The sequence below is a fragment of the Pseudomonas sp. PSKL.D1 genome (assembly GCF_028898945.1).
GTDB lineage: Bacteria > Pseudomonadota > Gammaproteobacteria > Pseudomonadales > Pseudomonadaceae > Aquipseudomonas.
Map to the genome: position 1 here is coordinate 105,198 of NZ_CP118607.1, position 12,106 is coordinate 117,303.

Genomic DNA, 12,106 nt, shown 5'->3' on the forward strand with positions numbered 1-12,106 from the left:
TCGGTAAACGCGGCCTTTCGCGACACAAGGCCGCTCCTACAGCTATCATTCGGGCATTTTTCAGGGGGTATACACGGATGCTCAATGGCCTTTGGCTCGGCTTTTTCCTGGTGGCGGCCATTTCCGCCCTGGCTCAATGGCTGATAGGCGGCAACGCTGGCATCTTTGCGGCGATGGTCGAGAGCATCTTTGCCATGGCCAAGCTCTCGGTAGAGGTCATGGTGCTGCTGTTCGGTACCCTGACGCTGTGGCTGGGCTTTCTCAAAATTGCCGAAAAGGCTGGCATCGTCGAGTGGCTGGCCAAGGTACTCGGCCCCCTGTTCGCCCGCCTCATGCCTGAAGTACCGCCCGGCCACCCGGCCCTGGGGCTGATCACCATGAACTTCGCCGCCAACGGCCTGGGCCTGGACAACGCCGCCACCCCGATAGGCCTCAAGGCCATGCGTGCCTTGCAGGAGCTCAACCCCAGCAGCACCACGGCGAGTAACGCGCAGATCCTGTTCCTGGTGCTCAACGCCTCGTCCCTGACGCTGCTGCCGGTGACGATCTTCATGTACCGCGCCCAGCAGGGTGCGCCCGACCCGACCATGGTGTTTCTACCTATCCTGCTCGCTACCAGTGTTTCCACGCTGGTCGGGCTGCTATCGGTAGCGGTGATGCAGCGCCTGCGACTGTGGGACCCGGTGGTGCTGGCCTATCTCATCCCCGGTGCACTGCTATTGGGAGGCTTCATGGCCTTCCTCGGTACGTTGTCGGCGGCAGCGTTGGCGGGCCTGTCGTCGATCCTGGGTAACCTCACGCTGTTCGGTGTGATCATCCTGTTCCTGGTCATTGGCGCGCTGCGGCGGGTGCAGGTGTACGAAGCCTTCGTGGAAGGTGCGAAGGAAGGCTTTGACGTTGCCAAGGGCCTGTTGCCTTACCTGGTCGCCATGCTGGTGGCTGTGGGTGTACTGCGTGCTTCCGGGGCCCTGGAACTGGCATTGGACGGCATTCGCCACGCAGTGACCTGGATGGGCCTGGATACCCGCTTTGTTGAGGGTTTGCCGACTGCGTTGGTCAAACCGTTCTCCGGCAGTGCGGCGCGGGCGATGTTGATCGAGACCATGCAGACTCATGGCGTCGACAGCTTCCCGGCGCTGGTGGCCGCGACCATTCAGGGCAGCACCGAAACCACCTTCTACGTGTTGGCGGTGTATTTCGGGGCTGTAGGTATCCAGCGCGTGCGGCACGCCGTGGGCTGTGCGTTGCTTGCAGAGTTCTCCGGGGTTATCGCCGCGATCTTCGTCTGCTACTGGTTCTTCGCCTGAAGCTGACTTTGCGAAACGGTCCAGTTCACCACTTGCTCGGCTAGTTTATCGCTGGCCGAGCCGAAGCCCGCGACCACCGCTGAGACCTGGGTATCAGCCAGCGGTTGGCGCACTTCGAAACGCTTGCTGGCGAGGATGCGCTGGCTACGGCCCTGAACCAGGCGGGCATCGTAGCGAATCACCACATCCACCGCGCCGCCGGGCAGGTATTCGCTTTGAAACGCCTGCAGCTCGCCGGCCAGCTCATAGTCGGCCTGCAAGTTGCTGTCGTCGGCGCTCAGGCGCTGCACCCGCCCATCGCGTTGGAAGCCATCGAGCAGGCGATTGCGCAGCAACAGTGGCGCGGGGTCGCTCCAGCGTGCGCCTTTGTAGCTGCTGATCACATTGCCTTGCGGGATCACTGCAATACGCGGCCCGGCAAGCACTTCACTGGCCAATGGCTTGTTCAGGCGCAATGACCATTCCACGGGAGAGGCAGCGTGGCTGGCCTGGTTTACCGGCAGGCGGTAGATATCCACAGGCTCGGTCTGCGGCAGGATTGAGCAGGCGCTGGCCAGGCTAAGCGTGGTGGCCAGGGCAAAAAGGCGCAGCGACGGGGTCATGGCTGGAACTCCTTGTTGTTGTCACGCCCCAGCAGATACCCGCTGGGGTCAGCCTCCAGGCGCCGGGAAATGCCCTTGAGTGCATTCAGGGTTTCGCGCAGTTCGCGTATTGCCGGGGTCAGCTGGTTCAGGCCTTGCGCGCCGTCGTCGATGGACTGGCGGTTGTCCTTGAGCAGGCTGTTGATGGTCGCGGTGCTCTCGGCCAGCGATTGCATGGCTTGCTCGGCGCTGCCAATGGCTTGTTTGCCTTCGGTGCCCAGCAGGCCGTTGGCATTACGCATGAGCGTTTGGGTCTCGGCCAGGGTGGCATTTGCCTGCTTGCCGACTTGAGCCAGCTGTTCGATGGCTGCGCCGATTCCGCCTTTTTGGTTGGCAAAAGCTCCGGTGGTTTGCTCAAGGTTCGCCAAGGTATTGCTCAGGCGCTCGATGTTGCTCTCCGAGAACATCTGGTTGGCGTTGTGCAACAGCAGGTTGATATTGGTTACCAGATCGCTGCTGTCGTTGAGCAGGCGTGATATCGGCGACGGTGAGGCGACGATCACTGGCAGTTTGCCGTCCTTACCCTTGAGCTCCGGACTTTGCGGCGTGCCGCCGCTGAGCTGGATGAACGAGTTGCCGGTGACGCCAGCCAACGTCAGCTTGGCCTGGGTGTCCTCCTTGACCGGGGTATCGCCACTCAGGCGGACCCGGGCCAGTACGCGGCGAGGGTCTTTCGGGTCCAGGCGCAGGCTGGTCACATCGCCCACCTTGATGCCGTTGTATTGCACCGGGCTGCCGCGGGACAGGCCAGAGACGGCTTCGTTGAAAATCACTTCATAGTCTTTGAATGCATCATCGACACTGGACTTGGTCAGCCACAGGCCAAACAGCATGGCACCGGCGACCACCAGGACAGTGACCAGGCCTATCAGAACGTGATGAGCTCGGGTTTCCATTGTTCAGCGCTCCTGCCCTGCTGCGGTGGCAGCGTGTTCCGCTGCTCGCCCACGTGGGCCGTGAAAGTATTCGTGGATCCAGGCGTCGTTGGTCTGTTCAACCTCGGCCAAGGGGCCTGCCACCAGCACCTTCTTCTGGGAAAGCACGGCAACCCGGTCGGTGATGGTGTAGAGGGTGTCCAGGTCGTGAGTGATGAGGAACACACTCAGGCCCAAAGCATCGCGCAGGGTCAGGATCAGTTGGTCGAAGGCGGCGGCGCCTATAGGGTCCAGGCCTGCGGTGGGTTCGTCGAGGAACAGGATGTCCGGGTCCAGGGCGAGGGCGCGGGCCAGTGCGGCGCGTTTGATCATGCCGCCGGAGAGCGACGATGGGTATTTGTCTGCTGCAGAGATCGGCAGCCCAGCCAGAGCCAGCTTCACGCCGGCCAAGTGCTCGGCATCAGCGCGGGACAGGCCGGCGTGTTCGATCAGTGGCAGGGCTACGTTTTCGGTCACTGTCAGTGAAGAGAACAACGCCCCCTTCTGGAACAGCACGCCGAAACGTCGCTCAACCAATGACCGTTGCTCCTCGCCGAGTTCCGCCAAGTCTTCGCCAAAAACCTTGATTCGCCCTTCGTTGGGCCGGCGCAGACCGATGATGCTTCGCAGCAACACCGATTTGCCGCTGCCCGAGCCACCGACCACCGCGAGAATCTCGCCACGGTAAAGGTCCAGGTCGAGATTCTCATGCACGCTTTGGCTACCGAAGCGGTTGCATATGCCACGGGCCTCAATTACTGCTTCGCGCCCTGTCACCAGCCCATCTCCATGCAAAACAGCGCTGCCACCGCGTCCAGCACGATGACGACAAAGATCGACTGCACCACCGCGGAGGTGGTGTGAGCCCCTACTGACTCGGCACTGCCGCTGACCTTGAAGCCTTCCAGGCAGCCGATGGCTGCGATCAGGAAGGCGAAGAATGGCGCCTTGGCCAGGCCGACCAGGAAATGCTGCACGCCGATATCGCTTTGCAGCAGCGAAAGGAACATGGCAGGCGAAATATCCAGGCTCAGCGCGCAGACCACGGCGCCACCAACGATGCCGCAAATCATGGCGACGAAGGTGAGCAAAGGTAGTGAAATCAGCAACGCCAGCACGCGTGGCACCACCAGCAGCTCGATGGGGTTCAGGCCGAGGGTGCGGATGGCGTCTATTTCCTCGTTGGCCTTCATTGAACCGATTTGCGCGGTAAAGGCGCTGGCTGTGCGCCCTGCGAGGAGGATGGCGGTCAGCAACACGGCGAATTCACGCAGGAACGAGAATGCCACCAGGTCGACAGTGAAGATGGTCGCGCCGAATGCAGCAAGCACTGTGGCACCGAGAAACGCCACCACCGCGCCCACCAGGAATGTCAGCAATGCCACGATGGGAGCTGCATCCAGGCCAGTTTGCTCGATGTGAGCCACTACCGGGGTAACGCGCCAGCGATGGGGCTTGAACAGCCGGGTGAACAGGGTTTGCAGGATCAGGCCGATGAAACCGAGCAACTGCATGCTGTCTTGCCAGAGCGTGCCGACGGCTCGGCCAATACGCTCAAGCAGCATCAGCAGTACGTTCCGCTCGGGTTCCTTTACGGGTATGCAGTAGTCCTGCACAGAGCAGTAAACGTTCTTCAGCAGGGCGCGGCTGGCTTCGGGCAGCCCGTCGCTGCACTGCGACAGCCGTTCGGAGCCGAGCAGTTCAGCGAGCAGCGAAGCGCCGGCGGTATCAAGACGGCCCAACTGGGTAAGGTCGGCGACGGCGTCAGCGTCGTACTGAGCACGCAGGTGCTCGCTTTCGCGCTTGAGGCTGGCGTAGTGAGCCAGTGTCCAGTCACCGGCAATACGCAGGCAGGCCGGCTGGCAGTGGGTGTCCAGGGTGGCGCTGGGGGTGGTCATAGGCTCCATGCTTCTGACGGGCGTAGAGCCTGATCATAGCGCACGAAGCCTGGCGGGGTTTGTTGAGAATGTGCTGTGTATGCGCCTTAACCGGCAGGTGCGTCTTCCACCACCTTGAAGCGCAGCACCCCGATGACCTGGCCATCTTCGGTCAAAACGCGTACTTGCCACTTACCCACCGGGTTGGGCGGGAAGTTCTGCTTGTGGGTCCAGGCCCGGTAGCCTTCCTTGCGGCCACCGTGAATGTCCAGGGCAATGCGGTCGACTTCTTTGCCGTCTTTTTGCCACACATGGTAGATGCGTTCGTTCAGGCCGCGGGGCGCGTTGATGGCGGTGTAGGCGTACAGGCCACTGGTGCGGATACGGCTGGCGGCGATTTCGTCCAGCGAATCGCCGGGTTGGCGATTGATCACTTCGGTGCTGACCGCCACATCGGTCATCCACAGGGTTGCAGGTGGTACCCATGAGCGCAGCAACCAACCTCCACCGCCCACTGCCAGCGTGACCAGCACCAGTGCCATGCCGCGCCGCCAGGTATTGATCGGGAAGCTGCTGGCCAGGCTCGGGAACGACAGCACCATGGCCGCGATCAGTGCCAGCTTGAAGCTTTGCGCCGTTGTCAGGTGCAGGATGATCGGCAGTGCGGTCAGCATGGCCGCAAACAGCGTGAGGGTATGTAGCGCCAGGAACAACCAACGCCGTGGAGCCAGCCACTTGTAGTAAAGGGGGTCGACGATCGAAACCAGTCCCGCCGCAGCCAGCAGGCCGGTGAACACCAACTGGCCGCTGTTCCAGGTTGTGGTGATGAAGAAGAACGGCAAAACGAAGAACAGGCTTTCCTGATGAATCATTTGCGTCGCGTAGCGCAGCAGTGGCTGCGGGATTTCGCGCTTGAAGGTGCGGGCAAACAGCCCGGTAAGCGTGTTCTCCAGCATCAGCCAGACCCAGCTGACCAGCATGAGCACAGCAATCCAGCTGGCAAGGCTGGCTTGACGATCGACCAGAATGAAACTGCCGATACCGGAAAGGAAACCACCAAGCGCGATGATACCGGGGTAGCGCTTGAGCAAATCGATGATGCGTTGGACAGTGCGGGGGATTGGCGGCATGGGTCTACAACAGGATGAAATGAGGTGGCTGTGCCGGCCACACGAAGCGGGCGGTACTGGCAAAAGGATACCTCTGTTCCCTCACTCCCGTGTAGCACCACTCGGCTTGCGAGGCGTGTGACGGCGCCATTTGAACAACCCGGCTGCCAAGACCAGGCCTAATGCCAGCGCAATCAGGCCATACAGTTCGTCGTACCCCAGAAACGGCTTCTCGATCCGCACATAGCCGTCCTCTTTGAGCAGGTCCTTCAATGCCGCATTGGCCTGCTCCAGGCTCACTTGCCGAAGCTTGCGTGCGGGGTCGGCGAAACGCCCATTGCTGTAATCGTTCAGTGCCCCCCAGTAATAGTCAGCCAAGGCGCTATTACCCTGGGTACTCCAGCTTTCCTTGGCAACAGCAGCATCCTTGATGCGGGCAAAGGTGTCTGGGTCCAGCCCTTCCTTGCGCAGGTGCTCGAACAGCTGCTGCATCACCTTTACCGCCTGGTCCACATCTTCCCGCTCAAGGTCCGCGTTGAGGCTCATCATGCCGCTGTCGCCAAAGCTTTCACGCTGTACCGAAGGGCCATAAGACAGCCCTTCACGCAGGCGTAACTGGTCGTACAGGGCCCAATCCAGATAACGCGACAGCAGTTCCAGCGTTTGCTGGTGGTCGTTGTCCTGCACAGGCTCGATGAAGAGCCAGTGAAGCTTTACGCTGTCGCCCAGAAATCCTCGGGTCAGGTCACGTCGCTGTTCGGCTTGCTGGGTAATGGTTTCCAGGTCGCGTCGCTCTTCGGGTTCTGTGGCTGGCAACTCGCCGAAGGTGCGATCCAGGTAGGCTGGCAATAACCGGTCCAGACCGCCGACGATGATCAGGGTCATGTTGTTGGCGGCATACCAGCGATCGCGCAGGGCCTGGACCTGCTCCAGCGTCATGTCGTCCAGGTTGGAGCGTTCGGGGCATTTGAGGCCCAGTTCAGTGGCCAGCTGGTCGCTGGCCGGGTGGCCGATATCCTGGCGGTCCAGCCAACGCTGCAGGTGGCCATAATGGCCCCCATCTTCACGCTCGATGATGCGCTTGGCAGTGGCCAGTGACTTGGCGTCGATACGGGTGTCGCGGATGATTGCCAGCAGCAGGTCCAGCACTTTGCGCTGATTGCGCGCGGGGGCTTCGATAACGAATGTGGTGTCGGCACTGCTGGTGTAGGCGTTCCACTCCCCGCCCAGTGACTGCAGGCGCTCTTCCAGGCCGCCTTCGCCGGTGTCGTCGATACCGCTGAACAACAGGTGCTCCAGCAGATGTGGCAGCTCTTTCTGTTCGCAGCCGAAATCGTCCAGGCCGACCCCGACCACCAGGCGAATGGCGACATGATCGCGCTCGTAACCGGATTTCAGGATCACCTGCAGGCCGTTGGGCAACAGGTAACCTTCGACCCGTGAGCGATCCAGGGCAAATGAGGGCAGGCTGCAGATCAGCAGGCAAACGAACATCAGGCAACGCATGGGCGAGCTTGGGTCTCCGGTTGTGCGGGATCAGGGCAAACGGGCTTCGTCCGGGACGCTGTCGAGCATCAGCCCGCCGGTGTCCGAACCGCCCAGTACCACATAGGCACTGCTGCAGAACAAAGAGTTCAACCGCTTCATGTCGGCAATCAGTTCCAAGTGTAGCGAACTGGTCTCGATACTTTGTACCACCTTGCGTTGCAGGCGGCTGACATGGGCGTGAGCCAAGCGGCGCTCCTGGGCGCGGAAGCGGCGTTTTTCGCGCAGGAGCAGGTGTGCGCTTTCAGGGTCTGCGCTGAGAAACACCGACAAGCCCAGGCGCAGGTTTGCCAGTAACTGCGCCTGCAGGCCGGTGAGTTCTTCCAGGCCAACTTGGGAAAATTCCCTGCGCTGGCTGGTTTTCTGCTGCTGCACCTTGCGCAACATGCGCTCTATGAGGTCGCAGGCCATCTTGAGGTTGATTGCCAGCTCGATGATTTCGGCCCAGCGACGGTTGTCCTGGGCGCCAAGGTCTTCGCGAGGCATTTGGGCCAGGTACAACTTGATGGCGTTGTACAAGGCTTCGGCGTCTTCTCCCAAGGCCCGCACCTGCTGCGGCAACGCCGTCTGCGTGCCTCGCAAGGCGCCGAGCATGGCTTCCAGCAGGCTGTCGACAATGTCGCCCAGGCGCAGTGTCTCACGGGCAGCGTTGGCCAAGGCAAGGCTGGGTGTGGTCAGGGCCGAGGCATCAAGGTGGCGTGGGCGTATCTGGCCGTTGGCGCTTTCACGCTCGGGCAGCAATTTATTGCACAGCCGCCCCATGGGTTTGACCGTCGGCAGCATGATCAGGCAGCGCAAAGTGTTGTAGAGCAGGTGAAAGCCGATCACCAGTTCCTGGGGGCTGAAACTCAGCGAGTCCATCCAGTCGACCAGTGGGTGCAGCACCGGGATGATCAGCACCAGGCCGATCAGTTTGTAGAGCAGGCTGCCTAGCGCCACACGGCGGCCCGCGGTGTTTTGCATGCTGGTGCTGATGAACGCGAGCAGCCCGCTGCCGATGTTGGCGCCCACTACCAGGCCGATGGCGACCGGCAAGCTGATGACTTCGGCGCCGGCCAGCGTTGCCGTGAGCAACACCGCAGCCAGGCTGGAATACGAGACCATGGCAAACATCGCGCCGACCAGTGCGTCGAGCAGGATGTCGCCGGTGAGCGAGGCGAACAGGACCTTCACGCCTTGGGCATGGGTGATGGGGGCTGCCGCCTGAACGATCAGTTCCAGCGCCAGAATGATCAGACCAAGGCCAATGGCCACTCGCCCCAACTGGCCAGCGCGTGTCTGTTTGCGAGAGAGGAAGAAGATCACGCCAAGGAAAATCAGCAGCGGCGACAGCCACGAAAGGTCCAGGGTCAGTACCCGCGCCATCAGCGCAGTACCGACATCCGCCCCAAGCATGATCGCCAGGGCCGGGGTCATCGCCATCAACCCTTGGCCTACAAAAGACGTGACCAGCATGGCGGTGGCGTTGCTGCTTTGCACCACGGCGGTAACCACGATACCGGCAATGAAGGCCAAAGGCCGCCGGTTCATGTTCTGGCTGAGCACCCGGCGCAGGTCGGAGCCGAACACCCGAAGGATGCCGGTACGGACGATGTGCGTACCCCACACCAGCAGGGTTACGGCAGAAAGCAGGTTCAACAGGGTCAGCATGTTCGAGCCCCCCTTGTAACTGGGCCCCAGCAGCGAGGCCAAAATGTGAAGCCGTGAGCCTGGCCCGGGGGTGGGCGTTTTTAATCAGTGCTCACTCAAGCTTTAGTTGTTTTGCGCAGCTCGCGCCAGCTTGGCATGCTCGGCAAGCATTTGAAATATATTCGTCATGAAAGCTGAGGCATGAAAAAGGCCCTGATGGAGGGCCTTTTCTGTGCGTCCCGGTCTTACTGACCTGGAATGTCTTTGCGCAATTTCACTGGATCATGCTCTTTGCCTTCCTTGCGCGCCAGGGCAGTGCGCATTCGGATGTTGATGGCCTCCACTGCCAGGGAGAAGGCCATGGCGAAGTAGACATAGCCTTTCGGCACGTGCACGTCGAAAGATTCGGCTATCAGTACCGTACCCACCACGATCAGGAACGAAAGTGCGAGCATCTTCAGCGAAGGATGCTTGTCGATGAAGTTGCTGATGGCACCGGCGCACAGCATCATCACCAGCACGGCAACGATGATTGCAGCGATCATTACCGGTACGTGCGAGACCATGCCTACCGCGGTGATGACCGAGTCCAACGAGAACACGATATCAATGATGGCGATCTGGATGATGGTGTAGAAGAACTTGCCACCCGCGCCCTTCGGCTCGTCGCCGCTCTCGTCTTCACCTTCCAGGCCGTGGTAGATCTCCTGGGAGCTCTTCCACAGCAGGAACAGGCCGCCGAAGAACAGGATCAGGTCCCGGCCGGAAATGCCTTGGCCAAACACGACGAACAGGTCTGCGGTCAGGCGCATGACCCAGGTGATCGACAGCAACAGCAGGATGCGAGTGACCATGGCCAGGGCCAGGCCGAAGATCCGGGTACGCGGCTGCATGTGCTTGGGCATGCGGCTGACCAGGATCGAGATCATGATGATGTTGTCGATACCGAGAACGATCTCAAGCGCCGTGAGGGTGAAAAAGGCAACCCAGATTTCCGGGCTGGTCAGCCATTCCATGTGTCTTCCTTCAAACGATAAAGGCGATGCGCCCGTCAAGGCGCATCGCGGTTGGGTAATGCGTGTGTATTAAAGACTACTGAACAGCGGGAAAATGCCCATCAGCAGCGCGGCGAACATTATGCACAGGCACACCAGCACTGCCCACTTGAGGGTGAAGCGCTGATGATCGCCGAATTCGATACCGGCCAGGGCCACCAGCAGGTAGGTGGAGGGTACCAGCGGGCTGAGCAGGTGTACCGGCTGCCCGACGATCGACGCCCGGGCCATTTCCACGGGGCTGATGCCATAGTGGGCGGCGGCTTCCGACAATACCGGCAGTACGCCGTAGTAGAAGGCATCGTTGGACATGAAGAAGGTAAACGGCATGCTCACAATCGCGGTGATCACGGCCAGGTAAGGGCCCAGTGCTTCCGGGATGACTGCCAGCAGGCTCTTGGACATTGCCTCGACCATACCGGTGCCAGACAGGATGCCGGTGAAGATGCCCGCGGCGAAGATCAGCCCGGTCACGGCCAGTACGCTGCCCGCGTGGGCGGCGATGCGGTCTTTTTGCTGCTGCAGGCACGGGTAGTTGACGATCATGGCGATGCTGAAGGCAATCATGAACAGCACGGGCAGCGGCAGCAGGCCTGCGATCAGTGCGACCATCAACACGGCGGTCAGGGCGCCGTTGAACCACAGCAGTTTGGGGCGGCGGGCCTCCGGGAACTGGGAAACCGAGATTTCGCTGTGATCGATGTCGTCAGTTGGAAGGTGCAGTTCACCCAGGCGGGCACGTTCGCGCTTGCCGTACATGTAGGCGATACCCAGGATCGCTACCACACCGAACAACATGGCCGGGATCATTGGTACGAAAATGTCGGACGGGTCGACATGCAGGGCGCTGGCAGCGCGCGCGGTCGGGCCGCCCCATGGGGTCATGTTCATCACGCCACCGGCGAGGATGATCAGGCCGGCCATGATGCGAGGGCTCATGCCCAGGCGGCTGTAGAGCGGCAGCATGGCGGCGCAGCAGATCATGTAGGTGGTAGCACCGTCACCATCCAGGGACACCACCAGAGCCAGTACTGCGGTGCCAACAGAGACTTTCAGCGGGTCGCCCTTGACCAGTTTGAGGATCTTGCGCACGGCCGGGTCGAACAGGCCGGAGTCGATCATCAGGGCGAAGTACAAAATGGCGAACATCAGCATCACGCCAGTGGGCGCGAGCTTGCTGATGCCTTCAAGCATCATCGGGCCGATCTTGGCGGAAAAGCCACCGAACAGGGCAAACAGGATGGGTACCAGGATCAGCGCGATCAAGGCCGAAAGGCGCTTGGTCATGATCAGGTACATGAAGGTGATGACCATGGCAAAGCCGAGGAAGGTCAGCATGGCAATACTCCAGGCGTGGCGCGGCGAAAGGAAAGACGATTCGGGCGGATCAGCGCGTCGGGCGCTGTGCAAGGAGTACGCGGAGGGGGACTACGGAAGGGCGGGCGCAGGAAAACATCAGAATCACCATTGTTGTTGTTGATTGGGCCGGGCGCGGAATATTCCGGGTGCCCTGGCTGACCGGTCTTTGCCGGTAGTGGGGCTATCCTAGGGGCGTAAGCTTTCAGCCAGCTTTCGCCGAAGAAAGGGCGACGGGAGGTAGGTGATGCCGAATGTTTCTGAAGGAGGGTGCCATTGCGGGGCCTTGCGTTACCGGTTGGAGGGTGACTTGACCGACGTTGCGCACTGCCACTGCACCATATGTCGCAGGGTTACTGGGGGGCTGGTCGTCACTTGGGTTACTCTGCCGCGCAAGGCATTTCGCTGGATGACGGGCCGGCCTCAGTGCTATGTGGCGCCGGCCAGTTGCAAGCGGTACTTCTGCAGTGAATGTGGGGCGCATGTGGCGTTGGTGACTGACCACAGCCCGGAAAGTATCGATGTGACAGTCGCGACACTTGACCAACCGGAGCGGGTGAAAGCCAACCGGCATATCTGGACCGGCAGCCGGTTACCTTGGCTGCATCTGGATGAAGAGTTGCCCGGGGAGGAGCAGGAACACCTGTAGGAGCGGCCTTGTGTCGCGACCCTT

The 12,106-nt window shown here is 61.0% G+C and carries 11 protein-coding genes; 2 read left to right on the forward strand and 9 right to left on the reverse strand.

Annotated elements, in window-relative coordinates:
• Nucleotides 1-77 precede the first annotated feature (77 nt).
• Complete coding sequence (locus PVV54_RS00520) at nucleotides 78-1,307, forward strand: nucleoside recognition domain-containing protein (protein WP_274908105.1); 1,230 nt, start codon at nucleotides 78-80, stop codon at nucleotides 1,305-1,307.
• Here the strand turns inward: PVV54_RS00520 and PVV54_RS00525 are convergent.
• The 9 genes from PVV54_RS00525 to PVV54_RS00565 all read right to left on the reverse strand — a co-directional run bounded on the left by PVV54_RS00525 (nucleotide 1,289) and on the right by PVV54_RS00565 (nucleotide 11,415).
• Nucleotides 1,289-1,909 (reverse strand): ABC-type transport auxiliary lipoprotein family protein, encoded by a 621-nt coding sequence (locus tag PVV54_RS00525; RefSeq protein ID WP_274908106.1) that lies wholly within the window; start codon nucleotides 1,907-1,909, stop codon nucleotides 1,289-1,291. The genes PVV54_RS00520 and PVV54_RS00525 overlap by 19 nt on opposite strands.
• Entirely contained in the window at nucleotides 1,906-2,844 is a 939-nt protein-coding gene (locus PVV54_RS00530) for an MlaD family protein (RefSeq protein ID WP_274908107.1), read from the reverse strand. The genes PVV54_RS00525 and PVV54_RS00530 overlap by 4 nt, the downstream gene beginning before the upstream one ends.
• Nucleotides 2,845-2,847: 3 nt before the next feature.
• The gene (locus PVV54_RS00535; protein ID WP_274908108.1) at nucleotides 2,848-3,639 is read right to left on the reverse strand and encodes an ABC transporter ATP-binding protein; all 792 of its coding nucleotides are present in this window, start codon (nucleotides 3,637-3,639) and stop codon (nucleotides 2,848-2,850) included.
• Nucleotides 3,636-4,769 (reverse strand): ABC transporter permease, encoded by a 1,134-nt coding sequence (locus PVV54_RS00540; RefSeq protein WP_274908109.1) that lies wholly within the window; start codon nucleotides 4,767-4,769, stop codon nucleotides 3,636-3,638. The genes PVV54_RS00535 and PVV54_RS00540 overlap by 4 nt, the downstream gene beginning before the upstream one ends.
• A 77-nt stretch (nucleotides 4,770-4,846) precedes the next feature.
• A complete protein-coding gene (locus tag PVV54_RS00545; RefSeq protein WP_274908110.1) occupies nucleotides 4,847-5,869 on the reverse strand; it encodes a DUF5924 family protein in 1,023 nt (340 codons plus the stop codon).
• An 81-nt stretch (nucleotides 5,870-5,950) separates the two neighbouring features.
• Nucleotides 5,951-7,354: a M16 family metallopeptidase gene (locus PVV54_RS00550; RefSeq protein WP_274908111.1), complete on the reverse strand. Its 1,404-nt coding sequence runs from the start codon at nucleotides 7,352-7,354 to the stop codon at nucleotides 5,951-5,953.
• A gap of 30 nt (nucleotides 7,355-7,384) precedes the next feature.
• Entirely contained in the window at nucleotides 7,385-9,043 is a 1,659-nt protein-coding gene (locus PVV54_RS00555) for a Na/Pi cotransporter family protein (protein ID WP_274908112.1), read from the reverse strand.
• 224 nt (nucleotides 9,044-9,267) lie between these two features.
• Nucleotides 9,268-10,038, reverse strand: a complete 771-nt coding sequence (locus PVV54_RS00560) for a TerC family protein (protein ID WP_274908113.1) — start codon at nucleotides 10,036-10,038, stop codon at nucleotides 9,268-9,270.
• A gap of 69 nt (nucleotides 10,039-10,107) precedes the next feature.
• Nucleotides 10,108-11,415, reverse strand: a complete 1,308-nt coding sequence (locus PVV54_RS00565) for a CitMHS family transporter (RefSeq protein WP_274908114.1) — start codon at nucleotides 11,413-11,415, stop codon at nucleotides 10,108-10,110.
• 265 nt (nucleotides 11,416-11,680) lie between these two features.
• On the opposite strand from PVV54_RS00565, the gene PVV54_RS00570 reads away from it, so the two are divergent.
• Nucleotides 11,681-12,082: a GFA family protein gene (locus PVV54_RS00570; RefSeq protein WP_274908115.1), complete on the forward strand. Its 402-nt coding sequence runs from the start codon at nucleotides 11,681-11,683 to the stop codon at nucleotides 12,080-12,082.
• Nucleotides 12,083-12,106: the final 24 nt, after the last annotated feature.